Raw genomic sequence first — 26,716 nt, forward strand, 5'->3', positions numbered from 1 at the left:
AACACCACATGCCGCGGACCGCGGCCTCTGATCACCAGCCCTCGGATTCTCGAGAAGGAGCGCACCATGACTGAGCAGCAGGTTTTCACCATTGCCTCGATCCCCGCGGACGGGGTGGGCAAGGAAGTTGTCGCCGCCGGCCGCAAGGTCCTGGACGCCGTCGCCGAGCACTCCGGCGGGGCGTTTTCCTTCGACTGGACCGAGTTCCCGTGGGGCTCTGCCTACTACGCAGAGCACGGCGTGATGATGGCCCCGAACGGCCTGGAGACACTGAAGGACTTCGACGCCATTTACTTTGGCGCCGTGGGCTGGGAGAACGTGCCCGACCACGTGAGCCTGTGGGGTCTGCGCCTGAACATCACACAGAACTTCGACCAGTGGGCCAACGTCCGGCCCGTGAAGTTCCTGCCCGGAGTGCAGTCGCCGCTGCGCAAGGCCGATGACACCGAACTGGACTGGGTGGTGGTGCGCGAGAACAGCGAGGGCGAGTACGCGGGCCTGGGCGGACGCAACCTCTCCGGGCGCGGGCCCGGTAACGAGATGGCGGTCCAGACCTCTCTGTTCACCGAGAAGGGCTGCGAGCGCATCATCCGTTTCGCCTTCGACCTGGCGCGCACCCGGGCGGTCAAGAAGGTGTCCAGCGTCACCAAGTCCAACGCCCAGCAGTACGGCATGGTCCTGTGGGACGAGGTCTTCGCCCGCGTGGCCGCCGACTACCCGGACGTGGCCACCGAGTCCGTGCTCGTGGACGCCATGAGCGCCAAGTTCGTGCTGCACCCGGAGGAGCTGTCCGTGGTGGTGGCCTCCAACCTCAACGCGGACATCCTCTCCGACCTCGGTTCCGCCCTGGCCGGCAGCCTGGGCCTGGCCGCGAGCGCCAACCTCAACCCGGAGCGCCGCTTCCCGTCCATGTTCGAACCGGTCCACGGTTCCGCCCCGGACATCGCCGGTCGGGGGATCTCCAACCCCATTGGCGCGATCGCCAGCGCCGCGCTGATGCTCGACCACTTCGGTCTTCATGCCGAGGCCCGCCGCCTCGAGGCGGCCATCGGGGCGACGACGGCGTCCGGTCACCTCACCCGCGACATCGGCGGCACCGCGAGCACCGAGGAAACGACCGAGGCGATCATTGGGGCATTCGTGGGGGCCCGGGCGGCGGTCTGAAGCAATCGCAGCACCCCGCCACGTACCGGCGAAAGTCACAACTCCGGCGGTAAGCACGTGTAGCATCCGGGTATGGCTCTCGTCTCCAGCACAGGTTTCGCCCACGTCCGCCTCACGGTCACCGACATCCGCCGTTCCAAGGACTTCTACGACCGCGTCTTCGGGTGGCAGGCGGCGATAGACAACTCCGCGCAGGCCGATGACCCCGGGGTGCGCCAGTCGCAGGAACAGTATTACGGCGGCGTGGTGTACCAGACCCCCGAGGGCACACTGTTCGGACTACGTCCGGTCGGCACCGAGGCGTTCGACCCCGACGTCACGGGGCTGGACCACGTGAGCTTCGCCGTTGAATCACGAACCGCGCTCGAGGCCGCAGCGGCCGAGTTGGACAACGCCGGCATCGAGCACGGCGAGGTCACGGATCTCACCGACGCCGGCATCGCGATCCTGTCATTTCAAGACCCCGACAACATCAATGTCGAGTTGACCGCACCTCTGCGGTGAACCGGTGACCGCACCAGCACAGACCGGTCCGAGCGTGGTGACCTCATCAACCGATGATCGCTGGTGGAACGTCACACCCTCTTACAGTTAGAAGCCTGGTGCGTCGCTCTGGCGCAATGGATCGAGGCGGTCCGGCGGGACGTAAATCATCCGTCCATCGTGGGGTAGTGCCCGCTGAATGAAACACGTCAGGTGCTGCACGACCGCATCACCGTGCTGGACGACGTCACTCAGGCCATGTTCTGGGCCACCAAGAGGGCGGATCCGACCCGGCCGATGGTCGACGCGTTCGAGTATTCGCACCGGGTTCGCAACACCGATGTCTACGACTCGCACGCCTACGAGCAGGATCCGGAGGCGTTTCGCGCGTAGCAGGCCGGGCTGGCTCACAGGGATCCGCACGTGAACCGGTTGCGACGGGCGCAGCAACGCGCCGCGGCATATGAGGTGCGGGAGGACTGATGCAGTGGCCGGGCCGAGTAAAGACACTGCGTTCCGAACTAGCACCTAGACTCCGCATAGAACCAGTCCTACGTTTGGTTCATGTGTTCCAGTGAACCTCCAGTCGAGAACCTCTCGCTGGGCCAGCTTCGCAACGAATCCGGACGCGTGCTCCGAGAAGTCAGTGAGGGGCACTCCTTCATCCTGACGAATAGTGGGACACCAGTTGGCCGGATCGTGCCGCTCGACGCACCCGAACCGTCACTTCCGATTACTCGTCCCGCCCGCCGCACGGGCGGGTGGAAAGCGCTGGGGCTCAAGCGCAAGAACTCGGAGCGCGATCTTCCCTCGATTCTTGATGACCTACGCGGAGACCGTCTGTGATAAACCGGATCGTCATTTACGCCGACACCTCCGCACTTGGCGCGCTGCTGATCGACCAGCCAGAAAGTCCGGCACTTCTTGAGTGGCTGGACCAGACTGCGGCGGTTCTCGTCTCCAGCGACCTACTCGAGACCGAGTTACGTCGGGTGGCGGTCCGCGAACAAATCGACCAATCCGATGTCACCCGAATTCTCGACGGCATCGGCCTTGCAGCGCTCGACAGAGCCGTCTACCGCAACGCTGGCTTTCTCCCCATGCCGTACTTAAGAACCTTAGATGCCCTGCACCTAGAGGCCGCTATTCGACTCGACGCGGACGCGATCCTCACCTATGACCGCAGACTTGGCGACGCCGCCCGGCTGATGGGTCTTGAGGTTGTCGCCCCCGGGGTGTCAGAGGCGCGCTGAACTCCAGGGCTTGGGGGACTCTGCCGGTCAACCAATGAGGGCCTTGCGTGCCCCGACATTTGAGGTAGAGATCCGCACGTAGAACCCGAGTTTCGCTGCGTACCTCTGCCCAGAATGTCACTCACTTCATATGTCGCGCGCATCCCAGCCTGAACGGCTACGAGCCCCTCGAGATTCTTTGCGCGGCAGGGGCTGGTCAGCTGGAGGTGGAGCCAGCCGGCTCTGCGGTCCTCGGTGGTGATCAGGTCTGGTGCCACGCGGCAATGTACGGCGTGGGGGTCGAGTAGAGCCGGTCTAGGCGCCGCACGAGGTCGCGGTAGGACACGCCCAGTTCAACGCGTTCGTCACTGGTCAGGGCCGCGAGATCGGGGACCTGACGATGCGGGACCAGGTGCACCTCCAACGGCCACCGCGCCGCATAGGAGACGTAGGCGGAGAAGTGATCGCCGGTCAGCACCATGCGGTCGCCGGCGTCGGATTCATCGCTTAGGAGTTCGCCCATGAGGGGCCGACCGGTCGCGTCCAGGTGGGCCGCGAGCGCTCGGCCAGTCGTGCGGCGGTCGGTGCCGCGTACGGGCACGCGTAGATCTACCCGTGCGGTTGATGCAGGGTCACGCCGATTTTTTCGCCGCGATTCTCGAACGGGAACACGTGGCGGATGCCCTCCATGGCGTGACAGTGCTTCGGTGCGCTGAGCCCAGGCCTCGACGACCGTGCCGGCGCGCTCGAAGTGCAAAGACGCGAAGGAGCCATCGTGCTCGGGGGTAAAGACGACTACTTTGCAACGGCCATAGACGGACGACGGCGCTCCCCCTGGTACCCGGCCCTTCGCACCCTCCGGTGACGGCAACTCCCCCAGCTCCGGGCCGAGCGACGGGAAGCGGTTCTCGAAGGCGACCACGTGGAAGTCCTCGACCGGAATCTCGGACTCCCGTCCGTCAACTGACGGGCACAGCGGACACTCATCGGCTGGCGGCAGGTATGTGCGGCTCTGCCGGTGTGCGGCCACAGCAATCCACTCCCCCGTCAGCCGGTCGAAGCGCACCTGACCGTGACCGGAGCGCTCGCCCAGCGGGCGGGCGTCGACCACGTGCTCCACGGGTGCGGCGCCGCGGTCGCTGAAGAACACGGCCTCGCGCCCGTCGGCCAAGCGGTGGGTTCTGTGCCCGATGGGGCTGCGGTCCACGGGTCCATGTTCTTGCCTAGTTGATGGCGGTGGTCGGGATTACTGCTTCATGAGCTTGGGGAACTGCGGCAGCGACTATGCACGTAAACTTCTCCGTGTCATCATCGTCATGATTAGTCATATAACTTGATGGCGCCGCGTCTTAGAGCTACAGGTTCTTTGCGTCTGCAACTATTGGAGTATGACTCCCTCATCACCCCCCAGTGAGGGACCGAATCAGGTCCCCTTCCAGCAGCAGCAACCCTATGCCGGGCAGAATGGTCAAAATTCGTCGACACAGACACTGCCCCCGCAGCAGTCCAAGAAAAATCAGTCGAACGTTCTCGGTCTCATCGCGCTCATTACAGCTGTGATCGGCTTTATCTTTGCTTGCGTCCCAGGTGCCCTCATTATCGGCTGGATTCTTCTGCCAATCGCCTTCATTCTCGGTCTCGTCTCGCTATTCCTTAAGGGCAAGTCCAAGTGGATGGGCATCACTGCACTGATTCTCTCGATCGTGGGCACGGTCGTAGGGGCAGTGGTGTTCCTGGTTGTTGCATCCACCGCATTTGACGAATCCTTCGGTGGTGGGGACACCACCGTGGCGGGACCTTCTGAGGGTTCGGACGCTGGGATTGAGCAAAATGCTGACAAAGAAGTAGCACCGGACGAAGGATCTTCTGAAGATGGCACTCGCGGGAACCCGTACCCCATCGGCTCGACCATCGAAAACGATGAATGGCGCGTTGTCGTGAACTCGGTGACCCCTGATGCCACCGACGCCGTCCTCTCCGAGAACGAGTTCAACGAACCACCAGCTGATGGCTCTCAGTACATGCTCGTGAATTACTCCACCACGTATTTGGGCGACAACGCAGACGGCGAGATGCCTGCGTTTGTCACGGTTGAGTACGTGACAGCAGATGGCACAACGGTCAACAGCTTTGACAATGTTGTCGTGGTACCCGATGCCATCGAGTCCAGCAGCACCCTGTATACGGATGGCACGGCGACGGGAAATGTTGCCTTTGAAGTCCCGACAGATACTGCTGACCAAGGTGTTCTCGCAATTACTCCTGGAATGCTTGGTGACAAAGTTTTCGTCGCGGTCAAGTAATCCTCTAAAGACAAACATTCGATGCCCCCGGGATTTTCTCGGGGGCATCCGTTTGTCTACCCCATCCCCGCCGACCACTCCTCCACCCGCTTCTGCGACTCCTTATCGCTCAGGTCCTCCACCCGGGTCATGACCGACCACCGCACCCCGAACGGATCGCGGATACTCGCGAACCGATCCCCGGAAATGAAATTGGTGGTCTCCTCCCGCACAGTGGCGCCGTGGGCAACCGCTGTCGCCACGACGTCGTCGACGTTCGGGCAGTACAGCGCCAGCGAATAAGTGACGTCATCGCCGTCGGTGTCCGGAGCGACGAGGTGGTAATCCGGCTGGGCCGCACCCAATTGCAGGCGACCGTTCGAGAACTGCAGCTCGGCGTGGACCACCACCTCACCGAAGCGGAAAGCACTGATGAGCTGGGCGCCGAACACCTCCTGATAGAAGGCCAGGGCCGCGGTGGGATCCGCGACGGCCAGGAACGGCGTGATGGACGAGTAACCGTGCGGTGTTCCGTTGGTGGTGTGCGAACCGGTGGCCGGGGTGTTCTCTTGTGTCGTCATGTCTTGAACGGTAGACCCGCGCGCGGGCCGGCGGCTTGTATATTCCTGCCATGGGCGAGCTACCGGAGATCTCCGAGCGCGGGGTGCTCTACCCGCGCCGCCTACCCCCTCGATTCCAGCGAATTCCCGCCACCGGCCCGGTCAGCGAGCTCGTCGTCTGGTGGTGGATCGCCGAATGGAATGAGCCTCCGGGTTCGACGTCGCGCCAAGACCTTCTCCCCTTCCCCGGCTGCAATCTGGTGGTCGAGCAGGACATGGTGGGTTTCTCCGGCCCGACGACGCGCGCGTCACATCGCGACCTCGTAGGCACCGGGTGGGCCGTGGCCGCCCTGCTGCGTCCGGCCGCGGTGCCGGCCTTCACGAGTGATCCGACGAGTGTGCGGGACAGCTACGTTCCGTTATCGGTGCCGGAGCTGCACTCGCAGGTTGCAGAAGCAGTTGCCGCCGGAGATTTCGACGACGCCGTGGCGAGACTGGCCGCGTGGGTCACCGCACGCGCCGGTGCTGTCACCGGTGAAGCGCGACTGGCAAATTCACTGGCCGAAATGGCTGGGTCTAACTCATCCGTGGTGACGGTGGGTGACCTGGCGGCCGCCTTGAACGTATCGCAGCGAACGGTGCACCGGCTGGCCGAGCAGTACATCTGGCTGACGCCGCACGCGTTGATCCGCCGACGGCGGCTGCAGGAGGCCGCGGAGCACATCCGGTCTGAACCGGAGGTCAGTCTTTCAAGTATTGCCGCAGCTCACGGGTTTTCGGACCAAGCGCATTTCACCCGGGAGTTCCAGCGGTTCCTAGGGCAGACGCCGCGGGCATATCGTGGCGCATCCGGGCATCACAGCTGACTATTCAGATCCAATGCGTGGGCACGGGATTCTTTGAGGTCCACAATGGGCTCCACGCCCTCCTGGCGGCCGTTCCAGCGGTCCACATAGACGAAGTCCGGGTCGAAGCGCTTCTGCTGCGTCTCGGGGTTGAAGATCCGAAAGTAGGGGGCGGCGTCCGTGCCGCAGCCGGCCACCCACTGCCAGTTGTGGGGATTGTTCGCGGCGTCCGCGTCCACGAGGGTGTCCCAAAACCACTGCTCGCCCAGGCGCCAGTCGATCAGCAGGTTCTTGGCCAGCAGCGACGCCACGACCATCCGCACCCGGTTCTGCATGGTCCCGGTCTCCCACAGCTCGTGCATCCCGGCGTCCACAAGGGGGATGCCGGTGCGCCCCCGCTGCCATGCGACCAGCGCGTCCTCGTCCAACTCCGGCCACGGGAAGCGCTCGTACTTGGGGTTGATGGGGCGCTGGGCCATGTCCGGGTGGATGTAGAGGTTGTACCAGGAGAACTCGCGCCAACCGAGCTCGGTGAGGAACTTGCCGGGGTTCCCGCCGCGGTGCAGCGCCGTGTGCCACACGGTGTAGGGACTGATCTCGCCCCATCGCAGGTGCGGGGACAGCCTGGACGTGACCGGTTTGGCGGGGTAATCGCGGTCCTTCGTGTAGGTGGGCAGGCTCTCCTCGAGGAAGTCCTCCAGCCGCTCGTGCGCAGCTTGTTCTCCCACCGCCCAGGTCTGGGCGAGTCCGCCGGACCAATCCGGGTGCGTGGGCAGCAGGTGCCAGTCGGCCAGGTTCTCCGAGTCCGGGGCCGGCTCGGCGGGGGTGAGTGCCGACGGCGCCGGATACGGCTTCCTTGGCGGCGGGCCGCTCGTGCACGCGCGCCAGAACGGGGTGAACACCCTGAACGGGTTCCCGCTCTGGGTGGTGATGGTCCACGGCTCGAACAGCAGGGAACCCGCGTACGAGTGCGCCTCCACGCCGTTCTCCCCCGCCCACTCCTTCAGCGCGGCGTCCACGGCGCGCTCGGGTCCGCCGTAGCGGCGGTTCCACAGCAGGGTGTCCGCACCGGTCGTGCGAACGACGTCGCTCACCACCTCCTGCGCAGGGCCCCGCCGCAGCGTCAGGGGCGCCCCCAGATCCGCGAGGTTTGCGGCCAGGGAGGTCAGGGAGTGGTGCAGCCACCACTTGGCGGCACCGCCCAGCGGGCGGATGCCCTCGGACACCTCATCCAGGACGTAGAGACACACCACGGGTTCGCCGCGTTCCACGGCGTGGTGCAGGGCCGGATGATCGGTGACCCGCAGGTCATCGCGGAGCCACACTATGGTCGTCATCTCGGTTCGTCACCCATCTCTCGACTTTCGCTCAATTTATACATGTTCGGTGTAGGTGGGGGTGACGGGCGGTACGAACGAAGACGCACAGGAACTGCCTTTCCTAGCCCTCGTGTGATGAAGTGAACCATGACCCACGAGTCAACACCCCCACCGAACATTGATCCCACACCCGGCCAGAGTCCCTCGAAATCGGGACCAGAGCGCACCCCCGATGGCCACCACATCATTGTCAACGGGCGAAAATGGCGGGCTACGGATCCATCCATCCCGGAGGACTTGCGCGCCAAACTTGTAGCCGAGCTGATGGCCGCGCGTCGACTCGTGCGCACCGATCCTGAGCACGCACGGCCACGTGTGCAGGACGCGAAGGTCGCGCTCGGGGAACGGGGCGAGGCCTGGTGGGAGCACACAGACCAGGGCCGTTCACAGCGCATCGTGGCGACTATCAAGGCACTGCTACGGCATCGTGACGGCGCCACGATCTGTCCGAGCGATGCGGCGAAGGTGGTCGGCGGCGCAGACTGGCGGATGCTCATGGACCGGACACGCAATGTCGCCGCGGGCCTGCACCGCGACGGCGTGGTGGAGGTGCAGCAACGCGGCACACGAGTGGATCCCACTCATGCGCACGGGCCGCTGCGGATCGCGCCGGGACCGGAACTCGGGCCATGAGTCCCCGCGTAACGTGGCTCCGTAGTCCGTAACCCTGTGGTGACTTCCAGGGACACGGGATATCGGGGATAAAGAACAATTAGCATCACTCCGAAACCACCGGCCCTGGATTTCGTCGCGACCATCCTCGATAGCGTCGTGCCTATCGCTTACGATCGGAAACGCCCCCCATCACCTCGAGCCACCCCGTTGAGACGGGGCCTCCCGTACCGGGGGGTGTCCCTATGGTTTTCGTTAAGCGGCTAGGGCCATTTTCTCGCTTGACCCATACGCCTCAAGGCCAATGAGGATCAAAGCATCCTTCAGGAGCGACGGAAACGGCACGTCGTCTTGGCTTAGGTTCAGCTTGTAGGATTTTCCTAGAGGCGCATCGTTGTCAGGAAACGGGCCGGAATGACGCAACGCTGTCCTTTTCGGCGCTCACCAGCTTTAGCCTTTCCGGGTAGTGAACTCATTCTCCAACGATCTATCAGATGTATTGGTGCAGTACGGACATACGAGCACCAACATGTCCGGGCCACCGGAGCCGCGAATGACTGGCTCCACAGCATGCGATCGGGGGCAAATGTGTCCCGCGTGCCTGAAGCAAAAGAAAAGGCAATCCTTCGAAGGTGCGACAGCGGTATCTCGGTCGGACGGAAATTCAACAGACGCGAGAACTCCTGTGGGTGAATGTCCGAGAACGGGCCATATGTAAAGCGGTGGTAGCGCTCTTCGGATTCATCGCTGTGTTCATCCATATCTGAACATCAATGATGACCTCATAGGTAACTGCAGATTTGCTCGGCGTCGCACTGGGCGGGGTCGCCTTGGGAGGCGGCCTGGTAGTGCTCGGCCACGGAAGTCCGCAGAGCGGTGAGCTCAGCGATGTGCTGGTCGAGGTCAGTGAGTTGCTGGGCGAGCTGGGCGGCTACGTGGGCGCAGGGGGCCTGTCCGGCGTCGCGGATCTGCAGGATGTTCCGGATCTCGGCCAAACTGAGTCCGGCGGCCTTGCTGCGGCGGATGAACTGCAGGCGGGCGAGGGTCTCTGGTGGGTAGTCGCGGTACCCGTTGGGACCGCGGTGCACCGGGGGCAGCAGTCCTTGCTGTTCGTAGAACCGCAGGGCTTTGGTGGTCATGCCGGCGGCTGCGGCCGCTTCACCGATCCGCACGGTGCACCTCGATCCTGGACTGTTCTGTGGCCTTCCACGGTAGAGGAAGGTTCCGGTACCGGGCACTGCCTGACCCGGAGTCGTCGGTGGTCACCCGGAGTCGGTGGTCATCCGGGTTCGGTGCGGGCGCGGTCGGTCTCCACGGCCTGCCAACTCTTGCGGGCGGCGATCAGCACCGGGTCCCACACCGGGGAAAACGGTGGGGCGTAGGAGAGGTCGATGTTCAGCAGCTCTTCCACCGGGGTCTCGTGCCACAAAGCGACGGAGAGCACGTCGATGCGTTTGGCCGCGCCTTCTTCTCCGACGATCTGGGCTCCGAGCAGTCGTCCGGTGCCGCGTTCGGCGATGAGTTTGGTGCGGATCGGTTTGGCTCCGGGGTAGTAGCCGGCCCGGGTGGTGGAGTCGACCACGGCGGTGACCGGATCGAAGCCGGCCGCCTGCGCCTCGGCCTCGCCGAGGCCGGTGCGTCCGACTTCGATGTCGCAGATCTTGGTCACGGCGGTGCCGAGCACTCCGGGGAAGGTGGCGTAGCCGCCGCCGAGGTTGATCCCGGCGGTGCGGCCCTCCTTGTTGGCGTGGGTGCCCAGCGGGAGGCTGACGTGGCGGCGGGAGACGCGGTGGAACTTCTCCACGCAGTCCCCGGCTGCCCACACCCCGTCGATGCCGGTGCGCAGCCGGCGGTCCACCGTGATCGCCCCCGTGGCCCCCAGCGGGATCCCCGCCTGGGCGGCCAGGGTGGTGTTCGGGGTCACCCCCAGCCCGAGGATCACCAGATCGGTGGGGATGGTGGCTTGGTCGGTGACCACGGCGGTGACCTTCCCGTCGGTGGTGTCGAAGCCGGTGACGGTCTCCTCCATCCGCACCTCCATCCCGAAGCCTTCCATCGCGGTGGCGATGAGCGCGCCCATGTCCGGGTCCAGGGCCGGCAGCGGGGCCGGGGGGCGTCCGATCACGGTGATGCCCACGCCCCAGGCGGACAGGGCCTCGGCCAGTTCCAGGCCGATGTAGCCGGCCCCGACCACCACGGCCCGGCCCGGCCGGTCCCGCTCCAGCACCGTGCGCAGGGCGAGGCCGTCGTCGAGGGTCTGCACCCCGTGGATGCCGGCCGCCTCGATCCCGGGCAGTGGAGGGCGGGCCGGGGTGGCCCCGGTGGCGACCATGAGCTGGTCGAAGCCCTCCCAGGCCTCCCGGCCCCGGACGAGGTCACGCACCAGCACGGCGCGCCGGTGCAGGTCTATGTCCAGGACCTCGTGACCGGTCCGGGCGTCGATGGCGTGGTGGTCGCGGAACTGCTGCGGGGTGCGCGCGATCAGTGCCGTGGTGTCGGCGACGTCCTTGCCGATGAAGTACGGGATCCCGCAGGCGGAGTAGGAGGTGTAGTGACCGCGCTCGAACGCCACGATCTCCAACTGGTCCTGGGGCAGCTGGCGGCGGGCGGCGGAGGCCGCGCTCATCCCGGCGGCGTCCCCACCGATGACGATCAATCGTTGGGCCATGGGCTTCCCCTTTCTCGAGCAGTGCTTCGGCTTGCTGTCGCCTTCTGCAGCGGATCATGCCCGGTTGCCCGGGGCGGCGCCCAGCCCCTAGACCTCGAGCTGCTCCAGTGCGGCTTGGTAGGCCTCGTGGTAGGTGGGGAATTGGGCGATCTGATCGCGCAGGATTTCCAGCGGCAGCTGCGCCCGGATGGCCAGGGAGGCGTGGTGGATCCATTCCCCCGCCTGCGGGCCGACCGCCCACGCCCCGATCAGCACTGCCCGCTCGGCGTCGGCCAGCAGCCCCAGGTGCCCGCGCGGGTCCTGCTCGTAGGTCCACGGGCGGGCGATGGCCTGGGCCAGATCCAGCTCGGTGGCGATGGCACGGATCCCGCGCTGTTGCGCCTGCTCGGTGGTGAGTCCGGCGGCGGCGATCTCCGGGTCGGCGAACACCACCCGCGGGATCCCCTCATAGCCGGCCGGGCGCGGGCGGCCGAGGATCGCGTCGGCGGCGATCCGCCCCTGATACTTCGCCACATGGGTGAAGGGCATCACCGCGGTGACATCGCCGATCGCCCACAAGTTGTCGGCGGCCCGGGCGTGCTCGTCGATGAGCACCTCGCCGTGCTCGCCCAGACGTGCCCCGGCCGCCTCCAAGCCCAGACCCTGGGTGCGGGGGGCGCGGCCGGTGCCGAAGATCACCACGTCGGCGGCCACCTCGCTCCCGTCCTCGAGGATCACCATACTGTCCGCACCGTTCCTGTGGGCCTTGGCGGCCGAGGCGCCCAGGCGGATGTCGACCCCGGCTTCGGTCAGGTAGTCGTGGACGAGCTCCCCCACCCGGGGGTCCTCCCGGCCCAGCAGCCGGTCCCCGCGGTGGATGAGGGTGACCTGCACCCCGAAGCGGGCCAGGAACGTGGCGGTCTCCACCCCGACGGCGCTGCCGCCGATGATCACCGCCCGGCGCGGTAGATCGTGGGTGGTGTAGGTTTCCCGGTTGGTCCAGGCGGTGATCTCCTCGATACCCTCGATGGGCGGAATCACGGCCTCGGAGCCGGTGGCGATGATGATGTGCTCGGCGGTGATCTCCCGGTCCCCGACCTGGATCCGGCCCGGGCCGGTGAGACGGGCCTCGCCCCGGATCACGGTCGCGCCCTGGGCGGTGTAGCCCTCGGCCTGGGCGGAGTCGTCGAGGTCACGGATCATGTAGTCGCGGTATTCCCGGGTGGACGCCCAGTCCACCTCGGCCCCGGAGACCCCGGCGGCCTTGTGCACCTCGGTGCGGGCCTCGGCCGGGCGCAGCACCGTCTTGGAAGGGATGCACGCCCAGTAGGCGCACTCCCCACCGATCAACTCCCGCTCGATCACGGCGACGTTCTTCCCCGCCGCCAGCAGCCGGCCGGCGGCGACCTCACCACCGGGACCCATGCCCAACACGGCCACGTCGAAATGTTCGCTCATGATGCGTCTCCTTCAGATGCGGTGGATCTTTCGGCTCTGCTCATCGTGGCACCCCGTCCCATCACGGGGCAGGACGCGCGGTGCCAGCCGCCGCATGGTCGCCGGGGAGGTCGGAGGGGGCCTGGGCGAGCATCTGCTCGGCCGTGCTCATGCCTCCCGGCCGGCCACCGCAGAGGCCTCGTGGCCGGTCACCGTCGTCCCCTCCTGTGCTGGGGTGGCTGGTGGGGTCCGGGCCTCAAGCGGCGCAGCAGGACAGTTTCGAGACATCGGTGCGGAAGGACTGGGCGGCGATCTTCAAACCCTCAGCCATCGTCAGATACGGGCACCACAAGGTCGCCACCTGGTCCACCGTCATCCCCGCGGACAAGATGTATACCCCGGCCGCGGCCAGGTCCCCGGCCTCCTGGGCCACCGCGGTGATCCCCACGATCCGCCCGGTGTCGGCGTCGGCGACGATCTTGATGAACCCCCGGGTGTCACGGTTCACCAGCGCCCGCGGCACGTACTCCAGGGGCAGCACCCGGCACTCACACCGGATGCCCGCCTCCCGGGCCTGCTTATCCGTCATCCCCACCGCCCCCACCGCCGGGGAGGTGAAGGTGACCCGGGGAAGGTGGGTGTAGTCGACCCGCTGCCCGGTGTCGTGGAAGGCGTTCTCCACCGCGGTGACCCCGTGGGCGGAGGCCACGTAGACGAACTCCGGGTGCCCGGTGACATCCCCGGCCGCCCAGATCCGCGGATGCGAACTCGCCAGGGTGTCCTCCACGAGGATCTCCCCCCGCTCCCCCGTAGCCACCCCCACCGTGCCCAGGCCCAGGCCCTCGGTGACCGCCCGGCGCCCGGTGGCCACCAGCAACCGGTCCGCGGTGAACTCCTGGCGCCCGGCCCGGGTGGTGGCGGCCACCACAACGCCCCCGGTGGCCGGATCGGTGCCCACGGACTCGACCGCGGCCCGGCGCACCACTGTGATGCCCTCATCGGCGAAGACCCCCAGGAGGGTCTTCGAGACCTCCGGTTCCTCCCCGGACAGCAACCGGGAACGGACCAGCACCGTGACCTGCGAGCCCAGCCGGGCGAAGAGCTGGGCCTGCTCCAAAGCCACATAGCCGCCGCCGAGCACGATCATCGACTCCGGGACCTCCGGCAACTCCATCGCCGTCGTGGAGGTGAGGTAGTCGACATCCTCCAGCCCGGGAATCGGCGGAGCCCACGGGGCCGAGCCGGTGGCCACCAAGTAGTGCCGGGCCCGCACCTCCTCCACGGCCCCGCCCCCACCGGTGATCTCCAGCACCGGGTCCTGGGCCGTGCCGGTGAAGGCGGCCTCCCCTCGGCGCAGGTCCCACCCGTAGTCGGCGATCAGATCCACGTACTTCTCCGAACGCATCCCCTCCACCAGCCCGTCCTTGCCCGCCATCAGCCCCGGCATGTCCACCGGGCCCGCGGAGGCGGCGAGCCCGGGAAACCGACCAGGCGCCTCCAGGGCCACATGGCGGGCGGCCGCAGCAGCCAGCAACGCCTTCGACGGCACACACCCGGTGTTCACACAGGTGCCCCCCACCGTGGACCGCTCCACCATCACCACCCGTTGGCCCAGGCTGGTCGCCCGGATCGCCGCGGCGAAAGCACCACCACCAGAACCGATGATGGCCAGATCCGTCTCGATCACTGCCGTGTCAGCCATGACAACCTCCGCAACTCGGTGAGGAACACTTCCACCGGAAACTTTCCGCGCGCCTTTCTCCGACCCAGCCTGCACCTTCCCCCACAGGGGAAGGTCAAGGTGGCGCTGCGACAACAGCCCCCTGTCGGTGCCGGCTGAATACAGACCCTCGGGCGCCGGGCGGGTTCAACGGTGGGTTCACCCCAGGCTCATGGCCCCATCAGCATCAGCCTGGTCGGCCCTGACGTGGCGATCCCGCCCAAAACGCAGGACGCCCACTGAGCCGTCCCGACCGCACTACTCAGCTCCTCAGGATGGCCGGCCGATGGTCAGCTGCCGTCGGTGGTGATCGTAGTGCTGAGTGCCGTAGTGGTAGATCTCGGCCAGGCTCATCCAGTCCCGGAAGTACGGGTCCCAGGACACGGGCATGTGCATCCCACGGGCCAGTGCGGCCGCGGGCTCGGCGGCGAGCTGGGCCTGCAGGACCTCGACGGTGCGGTCGAACCACCGGATCAGCCGCGGACCGTGGATCACCCGCGCGGCCCCGCGGTCGCTGAAGTAGTTGAAGAGGTGGAACGGACGGGTGCCAGCCTCCAGTGTCCGGGCGAAGATGCGGCTGACCGGCTCGGGGAGCCGGCCCATCAGGCGCACCAGCGGCAGCAGGCGCCAGACGATCAGGTAGCCGAAGAACATGTGGAACAGCAGCTGCCCGTTGGTCCACCGAGTGCCTGACGAGAGATGGTGCACATCCGCAGGGGTCGCTTTAATGATCAGGGCGTGGAAGTCCGCGCGGACCCGCTCCAGCTCCTCATGGATGGTTCCGGGGGTGATGGGCGCGCTATTCATCGGCTGTTCCTGGAAGTGATGTCGCTGCCGGGAGCGTTCTGGGCATTGCCTGGCTTGTGGGCGATAAAACGTATGACCCGACCGCCGAAGGACAGCCGGAGGGCGAGTGGGGCAAGGCCGGCCTGGTCGAAGACTGGTCCGAAGGCTTCCGGTTCGATGAGCCGGTGCGGTGACCGGTCGGCACGGTGCACCAGGGATGCCATGGGTGAGGCCAGCAGGTCGTATCCCACGAAGGCCCCGCCCGGTCGCAGGACTCGGGCCGCCTGGGTCACCGCGTGTTCCCACTCGATGACGTGGTGGAGCATCAGAAAGCTCAGAATCGTGTCGAACGACTCGTCCTCGAAGGGCAGCCGAGTGGCATCGGCCTGACGCGCCTGGACCAAGGGGTGTCCGGCCAGGCGGTCCTGCGCGGCCTCGACCATCACCGGGTCGGCATCGGTCATGGTGAGCCGCACCCGGGGATGGGCTCGGGCGATGGCCTCGGCCATCGCACCGCTGCCTCCACCGATCTCCAGCACGTCCCCGGTGACGGGGAACCCCTGGGTCGCCCAAGGAACCATCCGCCGGGCCACAAGGCCCCATGGCGCGCTGCGACAGAAGGAGGCCTCTAAGGCGGACATCCTCGGCATGGTTTCCACCTTTCGGCGTACGCATCGTGTGCGCCGAGCCTAGTTCCACGATCGACGGTAGTGAACCGTTTAGGCAAAGGATGGGGGCGACCTGGCCATTCACACCGCCCGGGGGAGCCGGGGTCCCGTCGCAGGGCTGAGCTCAGCAGGCGGATGGGTTAGAGGCCGAAGGCGCCGCCTTCGAGGAGGATGACCACGCCCAGGCCGATCAGCACGATCGGGAACAGGATGTGTTCCCATCGTTCCAGGACTTCGGCGATGGGTTTGCGGGTGGCCACGTACTTGGCGATAGCCACCAGCACCGCGACCATGGCCAAAAAGGCGATGCAGTAGGCCACCATCGCGGTGGGGCCCACGGTGACGAATACGGGCACGTAGACCCCGATGTTGTCCCCGCCGTTGGCGAAGGTGACTGCGGCGACGGTCCAGATGCTGACCTGTTTGCCGGCGACCTTCCCCTCGTCATCGTCGTCGTCCTCGTCGCTGCGCCAGACCTTCCAGGCCGCGATGAGGCCGAGGATCAGGGGAATGAGGCCGAAGTAGGGAATGGCCTCGGGCGGCAGGAAGGTGCTGGCGCCCAGGGTCACCAGCACGGAGGCGACCAGGATGCCGCCGAAGCCCACGTACTGGCCGATCCCGATTTTGGCGGTAGTGCCACGGGCTCCGGCTCCGCGGGCGAAGAACAGGGAGAGCACGATGATGTCGTCGATGTTGGTGGCCGCGAACAGGCCGATCGCCTGCAGCACGGGGGAGATGAGTTCCATAACCTGTCTTTTCTTAGGTGGGGAGAATCGCCGACCGGGACCTGGCGTGCTGCGCTGTGTCGGGCGGCCGAGTGCGCAGGCAAGGGAAGGCTGCCGGGAGCCGATGCCCCGGGCACCATCACCGGGGCACTGTCACCGGGTATGGGTCGCGGCGCCCGTCATGGGCACCCGAAGGCGCACCAGCACCCGCTTTCACCCTCAGTGCGTGGGCGGGCCAGGTGAGGGTGATGTATTTGTCAGTGTTCTTGGGTGGAGGTGCCGTAGGCGGGACACAGCGCGACCTGGGAACCGGTGGCTGCCAGCAGGGTCTCGGCGGCGGCGAGCACATCCATCAGCTCCGGGCGGGTCAGAGCGTAGAAGATCTGCCGCCCCTCGACGCGTCCGGCCACCAGCCCGCACTCGCGCAGGCAGGCCACATGGGCCGAGACGGTGGATTGAGCCAGGCCCGTTTCCTCCACCAGGTCCCGCACTCGAGCTTCACCGCCGGCCAGGCGCCCCACGATGGCCAGGCGAGTGGGATCGGACAGGGAGTGAAACAGGGCCACAGCCGGGGCCAGGCCGGTCGTACAACTAGTGTTCGTCATGACCCGATCCTATCGCCTAATTCCGATTGATTGGACGGGGTGGATCTGACGTTGCCCGCAAGGGACGGTGCAGGGCCTTTTGTCCAGGGAATGGTGGGTCTCGGGCTGGAGACTACCTCGACCCGAGCCTACCCGGCAGAGAAGCTGTTGTGGCCGCCGTGCAGGGGCCCGAGATAGTCATCGGCTCGGTGCGACGGGAGGCCCGGGGGCCTCGCCTGCGGTGGCTGTGGCCAAAGAGCGGCGGGCATGGGCGTGACGAGTGAAGGCCCGGGGCGGGACCCGTGGTGGCCTGAGTCAGGGCCGCCGAGGAGGTCTCGGCGGCCCTGACGTTACGCGATGAGCAGGTGGGGGCTATTCGGCGGAGATGTCCTGGGGGCGCGGAGCCAGCAGCGTACCCAGGATCAAGAGGCCCACCCCGGTGGTGACGAAGACGTCGGCGAGATTGAAGGTGGGGAACCACCCGGTGTGCAGGTAGTCCACCACCCCTCCCCCGTCGAGGCGGTCCAGGAAGTTTCCGATAGCGCCCCCGAGCATCAGGGTCGCTCCGGTACGGGCCAGCCCGGTCAGGGTGGGTGTCGCAACGAGCAAATACCAGATCAGCCCGGCGATGATCGCCCCGGTCGCGGCGATGATGACCCAGGAGGGCAGGGCCGCCCCGAGGCTGAAGGCCACCCCGGTGTTGTGGTGCAGCTGCAGCGTGAGCGGCCCCAGATCTACCGTGGTCCCGTCGGTGAGACGGGCTGAGGTCACGGCTTTGAGAATCAGATCGACGGTGGCCAGCGCCGCTGCCCCGGCCAGCAAGAGGGTCCGGGACCGGCGAGCAGATCGGGACGAAGGGCCGACCTGCCCGGCGACGGGGGCGCTCATGCGGCCGGTTCCAGAGCCGGTGCGGGCTGGGTAGTGGGCAGCTGGGTGCGGCGGGAGATCCGCCCGGCGCGTACCCCGTTGGCGATGATCAGGATTTCGGCCACCTCGTGTACCAGCACCACCGCGGCCAACCCGAGGATCCCAAACAGGGCCAGGGGGATCAGCACCGCGATCAGCGCCAGGGACACCCCGACGTTCTGCAGCATGATCGAGCGGGTCCGCCGGGCGTGCTCGAGGGCTTGGGGCAGGTGGTGGAGGTCCTCGCCCATCAAGGCGATGTCGGCGGTCTCGATGGCCACGTCGGTGCCCATTGCGCCCATGGCGATGCCGATGTCGGCGGTGGCCAGGGCGGGGGCGTCGTTGACGCCGTCACCGACCATCGCCGTGGGGCGTTGCGCCTTGAGGGTGCGGATGATCTCGGCTTTGTCCTCCGGGCGCAGGTCGGCGTGGACCTGGGTGATGCCGGCGGCCTCGGCCAGGGCATGGGCGGTGAGGGTGTTGTCCCCGGTGAGCATCGCGGTGGTGTATCCGGCGCGGTTGAGCCGGGTGATCACCTCTCGGGCCTCCGGGCGCAGCTCATCGCGCACCGCGATCGCCCCGATGACACGCCCGTCCTGCTCGATGAGCACGGCCGTGGCCCCGGAGCGCTGCATCCGCTCGATCTCGGCGACCAGGGGCCCCGGGTCGATCCACCCGGGCCGGCCCAGCCGCAGGCGGGCGCCGTCCAGGGTGCCGTAGAGCCCGGCCCCGGGCACGGTATCCACCTGGGTCACCTCGGCCCGCTCAGGTGTGGCGGCGAGGATGGCCCGGGCCAGGGGGTGTTCGCTGCGGGCCTCCAACCCGGCGGCCAGTCCCAGCACCTGCTGCCGGGTCACCCCGCCAGTGGTGGCGACCTCGATGACGGCCGGGTTGTTGCGGGTGAGGGTGCCGGTCTTGTCCAGGGCGATGGTGCCGATCTTGCCCAGGGTCTCCACCGCGGCCCCGCCCTTGATCAGCACCCCGATGCGGCTGGCGGCTCCGACCGAGGCCACCACGGTGACGGGCACCGAGATCGCCAGGGCGCACGGGGAAGCGGCGACCAGCACGACCAGGGCGCGTTCGAACCACAGGACCGGCTCCCCCACGATGAACCCGTAGGCGATGATCAGGGCGGCGACGATGAGGATGCCCGGCACCAGGCGTTTGGCGATCGCATCGGCCAGTCGCTGGCCGGGGCCTTTGCGGGACTGCTCGGTCTCGACGATGTGCACGATCTTCGCCAAGGAATTGTCCTCGGCGGTGCTGGTGACTTCCACCTCCAGCGGGCCGGTGCCGTTGATGGACCCGGCGTAGACCTCCGCGCCGGGGCCGGCCTCCACGGGCACGGACTCCCCGGTCAGCGCCGAGGTGTCCAAGGAGGTGCGCCCGGTGAGGATCCGCCCATCGGTGGCCACCCGCTCCCCGGGCCGCACCACCATCCGGTCCCCCAGTACCAGCTCAGCCGGGGGCACGGTGACCTGCACCCCGGCCCGGAGCACCGTGGCCTGATCCGGGACCAGCTCCAGCAGCGCGCGCAGCCCGCGCCGGGTGCGCGCCACCGAGTACTCCTCCAGGGCCTCGGCGATGGCGTAGAGGAAGGCCAGCATCGCCGCTTCCTCGATCTGCCCCAGGGCGACCGCTCCGACGGCGGCGATGGTCATCAGGGTCCCGACCCCGATCTTGCCCCGGGCCAGCCGGCGCAGCGTGGAGGGCACGAACGTCCATCCGGCCGCCAGCAGCGCGCCCGTCTCCAGGCTCAGCGCCACCCACAGAGGAACCCCGGCCAGCGACAGGATCCAGCCGGCCAGCAGCAGCACCCCGGCCGCGGCGGCGAACCGGACCTCGCGCACCTGCCAGAAGCCCTCGGCCTCCTCCCCGGCCTCACCGGTTTCGTTCTTCTCGTCGCTGCATCCGCAGGCATCGCTCATCGGGTGATCTCCTGAATCTGGGGGGTGTCACGGGCATCCAGCCCGTAGTTCGGGCACAGACTCACGGCGTTGCCGGTGGCCGCCAGCAGCACCTCAGTGGCGGCCAGCACGTCCATCAGCTCCGGGCGGGTCAGCGAGTAGTACACGCTGCGCCCCTGCGCCCGACCCTGCACCAGCCCGCAACCACGCAAGCACGCCACATGGCCGGACACGGTCGACTGGGCCAGCCCCAGCTCGCTGGTGAGATCACGCACCCGCACCTCCCCGGAAGCCAAGCGCTGCACAATCGCCAGCCGGGTCGGGTCACTGAGGGAGTGGAACAACGCCGCCGCCGGATCCAACACCTCACAAGGGGCATCCGGAACATACTCTGAAATCGTCATGGACCGATGATAACCGTGTTTTGGGCTGACAGTGGTCATGTGCGGTAGTCTCAGGGCGCCCCCTGGCCCGAGGAGATGGTGATGACGATTGGCGGCTACTTCGCCGAGACGGTGAACTCCGGGGCCCTGCTCATCGCCGTGCCCTTGGCGGTGATCGCCGGGATCGTCTCTTTCATCTCCCCGTGCATCCTGCCGTTGGTGCCCGGCTACCTCGGCTACGTCTCCGGGCTGACCGATCCGACCCGGGCCGACAACCGGCGGCGGGTGCTGGCCGGGGTGGGGCTGTTCATCCTGGGTTTCGCGGCCGTGTTCACTGTCTACGGGGCGGCCTTCGGCGCCATCGGGGGCTGGTTGGTGCGGTGGCAGGATCCGCTGATGCGGGTGTTGGGGGTGTTCGTGGCGCTCATGGGCCTGGTGCTGGTCGGGAAGTTCCCCTTCCTGCAGCAGACCAAGAAGCTGTCCTTCCAACCCCGCACCGGCATCGCCGGCGCCCCGCTGCTCGGGGTGGTCTTCGGCCTGGGTTGGACCCCCTGCATGGGCCCGACCCTGAGTGCGGTGCTGGCGCTGAGCACCACCACCGGCGGGGCCTGGCGCGGAGCCCTGCTGGGCTTCACCTACTGCCTGGGCCTGGGCATTCCATTCGTGCTGGTCGCGGCCGGGCTCAACTGGGTCACCACGACCCTGAGCTACATCCGCCGCAACATCCGCACCTTCAACATCGCCGGCGGCTCCGTACTGATCGCCGTGGGGCTGCTGATGGTGACCGGGATCTGGATGCAGTGGATCTATCAGCTCCAAAGCCTCGCCGGCACCTTCATCACTCCTGTCTGAGCCCGGGAGAACATCCCCGGCTTGTGACGCACCGAATCCCAACACCCACCGATTCACCACACCACCACCCAGGAGCACACCATGGCGAAGATCTACCACGACGTCACCGAGATCGTGGGCAGCACCCCGCTCGTCCACCTCAACCGGCTCGACGAGGGCCTGCCCGGCAACGTCGCCGTGAAGCTGGAGTTCTACAACCCGGCGAACTCCGTCAAGGACCGCATCGGGGTCTCCATCGTCGACGCCGCCGAGAACTCCGGGAAGCTCAAGCCCGGCGGCACGATCGTCGAGGGCACCTCCGGCAACACCGGCATCGCCCTGGCCCTGGTCGGCGCCGCCCGCGGCTACAAGGTGATCCTCACCATGCCCGAGACCATGTCCACCGAGCGGCGGGTCATGCTCCGCGCCTACGGCGCCGAGATCGTCCTGACCCCCGGTGCCGAGGGGATGCGCGGAGCGGTCGAGAAGGCGCAGGAGATCGTCGGCTCCAGTGACAACGCCGTCCTCGCCAGCCAGTTCGCCAACGAGGCCAACCCCGCGATCCACTACCGGACCACGGGCCCCGAGATCTGGGAGGACACCGACGGCCAGGTCGACGTCTTCGTCTCCGGCGTGGGCACCGGCGGCACCATCACCGGCGCGGGCCGCTACCTGCGCGAGCAGAAGCCGGACATCCGCCTGGTCGTCGTCGAGCCGGCCGACTCACCCCTGCTCACCGAGGGCAAGGCCGGCCCGCACAAGATCCAGGGCCTCGGGGCGAACTTCGTCCCCGACAACCTCGACCGGGACATCTACGACGACGTCTACGACGTGAGCGTCGAGGACTCCGTGCGGGTCGCCCGGGAGCTGGGCACCAAGGAGGGCATCCTCGGCGGGATCTCCTCGGGCGCCATCGTGTGGGCCGCCCTGCAGGATGCCGCCAAGGAGGAGAACCGCGACAAGTTGATCGTGGCGGTTGTGTGCGACTACGGGGAGCGCTACATCTCCACCCTGCTCTACGAGGACATCCGCGGCTGAGGCCCTGCCAGGGTTGCCGACCCACATCACCGATCCGCAGCTGCCGCAAGCCACCACCAAGGCCGAGCTGATGGCCCGCGTGCTGGCCGAAAACGGCCTGGGGCACGTGGGTCTCGCCCTCGATCTGGAGTCCCCGTAGCTGTCCGCCGGAGGAGAACCGCGCGTGGTCATTCCCTGGAGTCCGCCCTAACCGCGGCACCTCCGTCTCGGGCCGCATCGCCATTGCCCGGAGAGCCAATGCCCCCGCAGCCGGTGGTCGCCGCCCCGACGGCAACGGTGATTCCCGTTGCTATGATCGACGTATAACGATCATCTCTGAGTGTGCCGGCGTGCGCCCCAGGCCCTCGACAACAGGCCCGCCGTGTTGCGCTCAGAGGCCTATCGGCTTCCCGGTTCATCGTTTCCGGGGTCAGCCCCTACCCGTCCCCGAGCCCGTTTCGACCCTGAGGTGAAATGCCCGTGCCCTCGAACTCTTCACTGCCCACCCACCCGTCCCGCCGCCGTGTGCTCTCCTTGGCCGGTGCAGGAGTCCTCGGGGTGGTCATGGCCGGCTGCGGTGCGGAGGAAGATCCCCTGGCCCAACAGGCCAACACGGGAGACGAGAAGGGCTACATCGCCGGGGACGGCACCGTCTCGGAGTACGCCCCGGATCAGCGGGGGGAGCCGGTGCAGTTCAGCGGCACCCTTTTCGATGGGACCGAGCTCTCGGCCGAGGACTTGCGGGGGAAGCCCGCGCTGCTGAACTTCTGGTACGCGGCCTGCCCTCCGTGCCGGGTGGAGGCCCCGGACCTCGCCGAACTCGCCCAGCAGTTCGAGGGGCAGATCGCCTTCTACGGGGTAAACCTGCGCGATGATCAGGCCACGGCCGAGGCCTTCGAGCGGACCTTCGGGATCCCGTACCCCTCCTTCGAAGACAAGGACGGGAAGGTGGTGATGGCCCTGAACGCCTATGTGCCCCCGCGGGCGGTGCCCACCACGCTGGTGCTCGACGCCCAAGGCCGGGTCGCAGCCCGCATCCTGGGGATCGCAGACCGGTCCATCCTCGAGACCCTCCTCGAGGACACGGTGGCCGAGACAGCATGACTTCCGGCACCCCCTCCGCCGTCCCCGCACAGGGAGCTGAAAGGTCACCATGAGCACCACTAGCAGCAGGCAGAGCACCCCTGAGGACACCCCCGGCAGGGGCCCCCGAGGCTCATCGCCCACCGGACCCGGCAAGAACCCCGGGGATGTCGAGCTGCCGGCGCTGGGGCCGGTCGGGATGGCCCGGTGGGCGTGGGCGCAGCTGACGAAGATGAACACCGCCCTGTTCCTGCTGCTGTTGCTGGCGGTGGCGGCGGTGCCCGGCTCGACCTTCCCGCAGCGGATCCAGGACACGGGTGCGGTGGCCGACTACATCGATGCCAACCCGACCCTGGGCCCGTGGCTGGACCGGCTGCAGTTCTTCGACGTGTTCTCCTCCGTGTGGTTCTCCGCGATCTACATCCTGCTGTTCGTCTCCTTGGTGGGGTGCGTACTGCCCCGGGCGGGCAAGCACTGGCGGGCCTGGCGGGCGCAGCCCCCGCGCACCCCTAAACGGCTGGAACGGCTGCCCGAGCACCGCCGCCTGGTCCTCGGTGGGCCCGCGGACGCCCCGGCCCCGGACGAGGTCGTGGCCCAGGCCGCCCGCCTGCTGGGCAAGCGCGGCTACCGGGTGGCCGTGCGCGACACAGGAGGACCGGCACCGTCGGTGGCCGCCGAGCGGGGAATGTGGAAGGAGGTCGGCAACGTCGTCTTCCACCTGGCGCTGCTGGGCGTGCTGGTCTCCGTGGCCGTGGGGTCCCTGTTCGGCTTCAAGGGCCAGAAGATCCTCGTGGAGGGCGATTCGTTCGCCAACTCGTTGATCAACTACGACGCGTTCATCCCGGGCACCAACTACGACCCCGACCAGCTGGAGCCGTTCTCCCTCACCCTGGAGAACTTCGAGGTCGAGTTTTACCGCGACACCGCCGTTCCCAGTCAGTATGGGACTCCGGTGGACTTCACCGCCGAGGTCACCGTCCAGCAACCCGGAGGACAGCCGCGGCAGGAGACCCTGAAGGTCAACGCCCCGGTCAACGTCGACGGGGTGAAGTCGTTCCTGATCGGCAACGGCTACGCCCCCCTGATCCGGGTGACCGACGGCAACGGCGACGTCGCCTTCGAGGGGCCGGTGGTGGGCATTCCTTCCGACGGGGTCTACACCTCTTCACTCGTGCTCAAGGTCCCCGACGCTGCCCCGGACCAGCTAGGCTTCACCGGCCTGCTGCTGCCCACCGCCGTCACCGGGGCCGATGGGCTCCCGCGGTCGGCGGATCCGGGACTGGCCAACCCGAAGCTGATCCTGTCCTCCTACTCCGGGGACCTCGGACTGGACTCCGGAGTCCCCCAGAACGTGTACGCGCTTGACGTCGAAGGGCTCACCGAGCTCAACGGCATGCTCACCCCCGATGGGCCGATCACCCTGGATGCCGCGGGCCCGGTCTACGAGCTGCCCCAGGGCAAGGGCAGCATCGAGTTCCTCGATGTGAAGCGCTACGTGGGCCTGGATATCGTCTACGACCCGGGACGGACGGGCGCCTTCGTGTCCTTCGTGCTGGCCTTCACGGGCCTGTTGATGTCGATGTTCATCGCCCGCCGCCGCCTCTGGGTGAGGGCCTCGAAAGGCGTCGACAAGGACGGGGCCCCAACCACAATCCTGGAGTACGGTCTGCTGGCTCGCGGGGAGGACCCCCGGCTGGCGGCCGAGGCGCAGCGGCTGGGCGAGCTGTTCACCCAGCAGTGGGGCACCGCGCCCCCGCCCGCTGACGCTGCCGCACACCCCAAAACGAGCAGGGCCCACAGCGGGCCGGCCCACACCTGAGAGGACATCACCGATGACCGTCAATGAGGACCTGGGCGCCTGGAGCCAGTTGTTCATGCTCCTGGCCGCCATGACCTACCTGGTGGCCTTTGTGGCCTTCGCCTGGGACATGGCCTCCCACTCCAAGATCCTGCGCAGGGCCCGACCCGAGCAACACAACAGATCGGAAGGGCAACTGGTCGGCGCGGCAACCACTGCCACGGTGAACACGGTGGAGGCCGATGATTCCCGGGCCGGGCTGGGCACCGGTGACCGCGGCCGCGGGTACCCGGCCTCCGCCCAGTCGGTGCTGGCCGAACACGTCGCTGACTCCTCCATGCGCTACACCGGGACCCGCCGCCCAGCGGCCCAGGCGGCCGTGACCGTCATGGTCCTGGCCTTCGCCCTGCACGCCGTGGCTGTGATGGCCCGGGCGGTGGCCGCCGGACGGGTGCCCTGGGGCAACATGTACGAGTTCGCCACCACCGGGGCACTCGTCGTGGCCGGGGTCTACCTGGGTGCGCTGCTGCTGAGGGACCTGCGCTTCGTGGGCACCCTCGTCACCGGGCTCGTGGTGATCATGCTCACCGCCGCCACCATCGGCTTTCCCACCCCGGTGGGCCCGCTGGTCCCCGCGCTGCAGTCCTGGTGGCTGGTCATCCACGTCTCCATCGCCGTGGCCGCCTCCGGGATCTTCACCATCACCTTCGCCATGGCCGTCCTCCAACTGCTGCAGGCCCGCCGGGAGAAAGCCATTCTGGCCGGTGAGGCCCCCGGCATGGGCTTCCTGGGCATGGTGCCCTCCGCCCAGGCGCTGGAGAACCTGTCCTTCCGGCTCAACGCGATCGGCTTCGCGTTCTGGACCTTCACCCTGGCCGCCGGCGCGATCTGGGCCGAGCAGTCCTGGGGCCGCTACTGGGGCTGGGACGTCAAAGAAGTCTGGACGTTCGTGATCTGGGTCGTCTACGCCGCCTACATGCACGCTAGGGCCACCCGCGGCTGGACCGGCACCCGCTCAGCCTGGCTGTCCATCGTCGGATACTTGTGCGTCATCTTCAACTTCGCCGTCGTCAACACGGTCTTCACCGGCCTGCACTCTTACTCCGGGCTGTAACCCCGGCGGCGTAGACCGCCAGCTACGGGGCGGGATTCGTCGTGATCCAGCAGGGAACGGATTGCAGAAACAGGCACGGAAAGAACCCATGGGCCGCTGCCCCGCGGCGCTGGGGCGCGCATCAGGGATACTCCCGGCGCCGCCCTGCGATGGCGTCCCGATCACGGCACCCCGCCCCAGCACTTCCTTGATTTCCGGGCCTGAGAAGGACCCCTTTCGCAGCGCCCATCCAGGCACCACCACGGCCAGGCGGATATCTTCTTGGCGCATCGACCGGCCGGTGCCGGTGCCCGGTACTCAGACATCCAGCAAAGGTCACCCGTGAAGCGCTCTGCCACCATCACCGCCCTCGTCCTGGGGTGCGCTCTGGTGCTGCCCGGATATACCGGCAGCATCGAAGAAGCAGCCGAGGAGAAATCCTCCGGAACTTCTTTTGCTGCAAGCGGAGTCAGCGCCCTGGAGGCGGTTGGCATTCACCTAAGACTTCCCCCCAGTAACATGCACGCGAACCATGTGCCGGAGTGAATCGCACCAGGTCCCGTGGAGGCTCTGT

Annotated in this window: 27 protein-coding genes and 1 pseudogene; 14 read left to right on the top strand and 14 right to left on the bottom strand. The window is 67.4% G+C overall.

Annotated elements, in window-relative coordinates:
* Positions 1 to 66 precede the first annotated feature (66 nt).
* The 5 genes and pseudogenes from ABEA06_RS02785 (at position 67) to ABEA06_RS02805 (ending at position 2,900) form a co-directional block, all read left to right on the top strand.
* Entirely contained in the window at positions 67 to 1,164 is a 1,098-nt protein-coding gene (locus ABEA06_RS02785) for a tartrate dehydrogenase (RefSeq protein ID WP_345310504.1), read from the top strand.
* A gap of 72 nt (positions 1,165 to 1,236) precedes the next feature.
* Positions 1,237 to 1,668, top strand: coding sequence for a VOC family protein (locus ABEA06_RS02790; protein WP_345310505.1), 432 nt, complete (start codon positions 1,237 to 1,239; stop codon positions 1,666 to 1,668).
* A gap of 108 nt (positions 1,669 to 1,776) precedes the next feature.
* Positions 1,777 to 2,037 (top strand): annotated as a pseudogene (locus tag ABEA06_RS02795) (beta-galactosidase); the annotation flags it as partial.
* A 174-nt stretch (positions 2,038 to 2,211) separates the two neighbouring features.
* Complete coding sequence (locus ABEA06_RS02800) at positions 2,212 to 2,493, top strand: type II toxin-antitoxin system Phd/YefM family antitoxin (protein WP_345310506.1); 282 nt, start codon at positions 2,212 to 2,214, stop codon at positions 2,491 to 2,493.
* On the top strand, positions 2,490 to 2,900 hold the full coding sequence (locus ABEA06_RS02805; RefSeq protein ID WP_345310507.1) for a type II toxin-antitoxin system VapC family toxin: 411 nt from the start codon (positions 2,490 to 2,492) through the stop codon (positions 2,898 to 2,900). Before ABEA06_RS02800 ends, ABEA06_RS02805 begins: the two co-directional genes overlap by 4 nt.
* Positions 2,901 to 3,141: 241 nt before the next feature.
* Here ABEA06_RS02805 and ABEA06_RS02810 read toward each other — a convergent pair whose 3' ends face one another.
* On the bottom strand, positions 3,142 to 4,086 hold the full coding sequence (locus ABEA06_RS02810) for a galactose-1-phosphate uridylyltransferase (RefSeq protein ID WP_345310508.1): 945 nt from the start codon (positions 4,084 to 4,086) through the stop codon (positions 3,142 to 3,144).
* 181 nt (positions 4,087 to 4,267) lie between these two features.
* Here ABEA06_RS02810 and ABEA06_RS02815 point away from each other — a divergent pair, with 181 nt between their 5' ends.
* Complete coding sequence (locus ABEA06_RS02815) at positions 4,268 to 5,182, top strand: DUF4352 domain-containing protein (RefSeq protein ID WP_345310509.1); 915 nt, start codon at positions 4,268 to 4,270, stop codon at positions 5,180 to 5,182.
* A gap of 56 nt (positions 5,183 to 5,238) precedes the next feature.
* Here ABEA06_RS02815 and ABEA06_RS02820 read toward each other — a convergent pair whose 3' ends face one another.
* Positions 5,239 to 5,742 (bottom strand): VOC family protein, encoded by a 504-nt coding sequence (locus ABEA06_RS02820; RefSeq protein ID WP_345310510.1) that lies wholly within the window; start codon positions 5,740 to 5,742, stop codon positions 5,239 to 5,241.
* A gap of 50 nt (positions 5,743 to 5,792) precedes the next feature.
* On the opposite strand from ABEA06_RS02820, the gene ABEA06_RS02825 reads away from it, so the two are divergent.
* Entirely contained in the window at positions 5,793 to 6,587 is a 795-nt protein-coding gene (locus tag ABEA06_RS02825) for a helix-turn-helix transcriptional regulator (RefSeq protein ID WP_345310511.1), read from the top strand.
* Here ABEA06_RS02825 and ABEA06_RS02830 read toward each other — a convergent pair.
* On the bottom strand, positions 6,578 to 7,903 hold the full coding sequence (locus tag ABEA06_RS02830; RefSeq protein WP_345310512.1) for a cryptochrome/photolyase family protein: 1,326 nt from the start codon (positions 7,901 to 7,903) through the stop codon (positions 6,578 to 6,580). The genes ABEA06_RS02825 and ABEA06_RS02830 overlap by 10 nt on opposite strands.
* A 129-nt stretch (positions 7,904 to 8,032) precedes the next feature.
* Between ABEA06_RS02830 and ABEA06_RS02835 the strand changes: the two genes are divergently transcribed.
* Positions 8,033 to 8,578, top strand: a complete 546-nt coding sequence (locus ABEA06_RS02835) for a DUF3253 domain-containing protein (protein ID WP_345310513.1) — start codon at positions 8,033 to 8,035, stop codon at positions 8,576 to 8,578.
* A 761-nt stretch (positions 8,579 to 9,339) separates the two neighbouring features.
* Here ABEA06_RS02835 and ABEA06_RS02840 read toward each other — a convergent pair.
* The 11 genes from ABEA06_RS02840 to ABEA06_RS02890 form a co-directional block, all read right to left on the bottom strand.
* A complete protein-coding gene (locus ABEA06_RS02840; protein WP_109222883.1) occupies positions 9,340 to 9,729 on the bottom strand; it encodes a heavy metal-responsive transcriptional regulator in 390 nt (129 codons plus the stop codon).
* 107 nt (positions 9,730 to 9,836) lie between these two features.
* Positions 9,837 to 11,225, bottom strand: a complete 1,389-nt coding sequence (locus tag ABEA06_RS02845) for an FAD-dependent oxidoreductase (RefSeq protein ID WP_129701478.1) — start codon at positions 11,223 to 11,225, stop codon at positions 9,837 to 9,839.
* Positions 11,226 to 11,312: 87 nt separating this feature from the next.
* Positions 11,313 to 12,662 (bottom strand): dihydrolipoyl dehydrogenase family protein, encoded by a 1,350-nt coding sequence (locus ABEA06_RS02850; protein WP_109222881.1) that lies wholly within the window; start codon positions 12,660 to 12,662, stop codon positions 11,313 to 11,315.
* A 235-nt stretch (positions 12,663 to 12,897) separates the two neighbouring features.
* The gene (merA, locus tag ABEA06_RS02855; RefSeq protein WP_109222880.1) at positions 12,898 to 14,343 is read right to left on the bottom strand and encodes a mercury(II) reductase; all 1,446 of its coding nucleotides are present in this window, start codon (positions 14,341 to 14,343) and stop codon (positions 12,898 to 12,900) included.
* Between the two features lie 288 nt (positions 14,344 to 14,631).
* Positions 14,632 to 15,168 carry a DinB family protein gene (locus tag ABEA06_RS02860; protein ID WP_109222879.1) on the bottom strand — a complete coding sequence of 179 codons (537 nt, stop codon included), beginning with the start codon at positions 15,166 to 15,168 and terminating at the stop codon, positions 14,632 to 14,634.
* Complete coding sequence (locus ABEA06_RS02865; RefSeq protein ID WP_165189379.1) at positions 15,165 to 15,797, bottom strand: class I SAM-dependent methyltransferase; 633 nt, start codon at positions 15,795 to 15,797, stop codon at positions 15,165 to 15,167. Before ABEA06_RS02865 ends, ABEA06_RS02860 begins: the two co-directional genes overlap by 4 nt.
* Positions 15,798 to 15,955: 158 nt before the next feature.
* Positions 15,956 to 16,561, bottom strand: coding sequence for a cadmium resistance transporter (locus ABEA06_RS02870; protein WP_109222878.1), 606 nt, complete (start codon positions 16,559 to 16,561; stop codon positions 15,956 to 15,958).
* A 236-nt stretch (positions 16,562 to 16,797) separates the two neighbouring features.
* Entirely contained in the window at positions 16,798 to 17,145 is a 348-nt protein-coding gene (locus ABEA06_RS02875) for an ArsR/SmtB family transcription factor (protein ID WP_062737353.1), read from the bottom strand.
* Between the two features lie 351 nt (positions 17,146 to 17,496).
* Positions 17,497 to 18,012: a signal peptidase II gene (gene lspA, locus ABEA06_RS02880; protein ID WP_109222877.1), complete on the bottom strand. Its 516-nt coding sequence runs from the start codon at positions 18,010 to 18,012 to the stop codon at positions 17,497 to 17,499.
* Positions 18,009 to 19,958 carry a heavy metal translocating P-type ATPase gene (locus ABEA06_RS02885; protein ID WP_129701476.1) on the bottom strand — a complete coding sequence of 650 codons (1,950 nt, stop codon included), beginning with the start codon at positions 19,956 to 19,958 and terminating at the stop codon, positions 18,009 to 18,011. Before ABEA06_RS02885 ends, lspA begins: the two co-directional genes overlap by 4 nt.
* Positions 19,955 to 20,341: an ArsR/SmtB family transcription factor gene (locus tag ABEA06_RS02890; RefSeq protein WP_062737356.1), complete on the bottom strand. Its 387-nt coding sequence runs from the start codon at positions 20,339 to 20,341 to the stop codon at positions 19,955 to 19,957. The genes ABEA06_RS02885 and ABEA06_RS02890 overlap by 4 nt, the downstream gene beginning before the upstream one ends.
* An 81-nt stretch (positions 20,342 to 20,422) precedes the next feature.
* On the opposite strand from ABEA06_RS02890, the gene ABEA06_RS02895 reads away from it, so the two are divergent.
* The 6 genes from ABEA06_RS02895 to ccsB all read left to right on the top strand — a co-directional run bounded on the left by ABEA06_RS02895 (position 20,423) and on the right by ccsB (position 26,163).
* The gene (locus ABEA06_RS02895) at positions 20,423 to 21,172 is read left to right on the top strand and encodes a cytochrome c biogenesis CcdA family protein (protein WP_095650753.1); all 750 of its coding nucleotides are present in this window, start codon (positions 20,423 to 20,425) and stop codon (positions 21,170 to 21,172) included.
* 81 nt (positions 21,173 to 21,253) lie between these two features.
* On the top strand, positions 21,254 to 22,189 hold the full coding sequence (gene cysK / locus ABEA06_RS02900; protein WP_109222875.1) for a cysteine synthase A: 936 nt from the start codon (positions 21,254 to 21,256) through the stop codon (positions 22,187 to 22,189).
* A gap of 13 nt (positions 22,190 to 22,202) precedes the next feature.
* The gene (locus ABEA06_RS02905) at positions 22,203 to 22,328 is read left to right on the top strand and encodes a hypothetical protein (RefSeq protein ID WP_259915413.1); all 126 of its coding nucleotides are present in this window, start codon (positions 22,203 to 22,205) and stop codon (positions 22,326 to 22,328) included.
* 314 nt (positions 22,329 to 22,642) lie between these two features.
* Positions 22,643 to 23,272, top strand: coding sequence for a TlpA family protein disulfide reductase (locus tag ABEA06_RS02910; RefSeq protein ID WP_062737359.1), 630 nt, complete (start codon positions 22,643 to 22,645; stop codon positions 23,270 to 23,272).
* 49 nt (positions 23,273 to 23,321) lie between these two features.
* Complete coding sequence (gene resB, locus ABEA06_RS02915; RefSeq protein WP_109222874.1) at positions 23,322 to 25,070, top strand: cytochrome c biogenesis protein ResB; 1,749 nt, start codon at positions 23,322 to 23,324, stop codon at positions 25,068 to 25,070.
* A gap of 13 nt (positions 25,071 to 25,083) precedes the next feature.
* Positions 25,084 to 26,163, top strand: a complete 1,080-nt coding sequence (ccsB, locus tag ABEA06_RS02920; RefSeq protein ID WP_109222873.1) for a c-type cytochrome biogenesis protein CcsB — start codon at positions 25,084 to 25,086, stop codon at positions 26,161 to 26,163.
* Positions 26,164 to 26,716: the final 553 nt, after the last annotated feature.

This window comes from Kocuria gwangalliensis (assembly GCF_039544365.1).
GTDB classification, from domain to species: domain Bacteria; phylum Actinomycetota; class Actinomycetes; order Actinomycetales; family Micrococcaceae; genus Kocuria; species Kocuria gwangalliensis.

Excerpts from the sequence above, each read along its gene's own strand:
- ABEA06_RS02895 (WP_095650753.1), top strand. The coding sequence starts at position 20,423 with ATGACGATTGGCGGCTACTTCGCCGAGACGGTGAACTCCGGGGCCCTG.
- ABEA06_RS02835 (WP_345310513.1), top strand. The coding sequence starts at position 8,033 with ATGACCCACGAGTCAACACCCCCACCGAACATTGATCCCACACCCGGC.
- merA (WP_109222880.1), bottom strand. The coding sequence starts at position 14,343 with ATGGCTGACACGGCAGTGATCGAGACGGATCTGGCCATCATCGGTTCT.
- ABEA06_RS02800 (WP_345310506.1), top strand. The coding sequence starts at position 2,212 with ATGTGTTCCAGTGAACCTCCAGTCGAGAACCTCTCGCTGGGCCAGCTT.
- ccsB (WP_109222873.1), top strand. The coding sequence starts at position 25,084 with ATGACCGTCAATGAGGACCTGGGCGCCTGGAGCCAGTTGTTCATGCTC.
- ABEA06_RS02910 (WP_062737359.1), top strand. The coding sequence starts at position 22,643 with ATGCCCGTGCCCTCGAACTCTTCACTGCCCACCCACCCGTCCCGCCGC.
- cysK (WP_109222875.1), top strand. The coding sequence starts at position 21,254 with ATGGCGAAGATCTACCACGACGTCACCGAGATCGTGGGCAGCACCCCG.
- ABEA06_RS02850 (WP_109222881.1), bottom strand. The coding sequence starts at position 12,662 with ATGAGCGAACATTTCGACGTGGCCGTGTTGGGCATGGGTCCCGGTGGT.
- ABEA06_RS02865 (WP_165189379.1), bottom strand. The coding sequence starts at position 15,797 with ATGCCGAGGATGTCCGCCTTAGAGGCCTCCTTCTGTCGCAGCGCGCCA.
- ABEA06_RS02870 (WP_109222878.1), bottom strand. The coding sequence starts at position 16,561 with ATGGAACTCATCTCCCCCGTGCTGCAGGCGATCGGCCTGTTCGCGGCC.
- ABEA06_RS02890 (WP_062737356.1), bottom strand. The coding sequence starts at position 20,341 with ATGACGATTTCAGAGTATGTTCCGGATGCCCCTTGTGAGGTGTTGGAT.
- ABEA06_RS02825 (WP_345310511.1), top strand. The coding sequence starts at position 5,793 with ATGGGCGAGCTACCGGAGATCTCCGAGCGCGGGGTGCTCTACCCGCGC.
- ABEA06_RS02845 (WP_129701478.1), bottom strand. The coding sequence starts at position 11,225 with ATGGCCCAACGATTGATCGTCATCGGTGGGGACGCCGCCGGGATGAGC.
- ABEA06_RS02830 (WP_345310512.1), bottom strand. The coding sequence starts at position 7,903 with ATGACGACCATAGTGTGGCTCCGCGATGACCTGCGGGTCACCGATCAT.
- lspA (WP_109222877.1), bottom strand. The coding sequence starts at position 18,012 with ATGAGCGCCCCCGTCGCCGGGCAGGTCGGCCCTTCGTCCCGATCTGCT.
- ABEA06_RS02820 (WP_345310510.1), bottom strand. The coding sequence starts at position 5,742 with ATGACGACACAAGAGAACACCCCGGCCACCGGTTCGCACACCACCAAC.
- resB (WP_109222874.1), top strand. The coding sequence starts at position 23,322 with ATGAGCACCACTAGCAGCAGGCAGAGCACCCCTGAGGACACCCCCGGC.
- ABEA06_RS02785 (WP_345310504.1), top strand. The coding sequence starts at position 67 with ATGACTGAGCAGCAGGTTTTCACCATTGCCTCGATCCCCGCGGACGGG.
- ABEA06_RS02885 (WP_129701476.1), bottom strand. The coding sequence starts at position 19,958 with ATGAGCGATGCCTGCGGATGCAGCGACGAGAAGAACGAAACCGGTGAG.
- ABEA06_RS02790 (WP_345310505.1), top strand. The coding sequence starts at position 1,237 with ATGGCTCTCGTCTCCAGCACAGGTTTCGCCCACGTCCGCCTCACGGTC.
- ABEA06_RS02815 (WP_345310509.1), top strand. The coding sequence starts at position 4,268 with ATGACTCCCTCATCACCCCCCAGTGAGGGACCGAATCAGGTCCCCTTC.
- ABEA06_RS02860 (WP_109222879.1), bottom strand. The coding sequence starts at position 15,168 with ATGAATAGCGCGCCCATCACCCCCGGAACCATCCATGAGGAGCTGGAG.
- ABEA06_RS02875 (WP_062737353.1), bottom strand. The coding sequence starts at position 17,145 with ATGACGAACACTAGTTGTACGACCGGCCTGGCCCCGGCTGTGGCCCTG.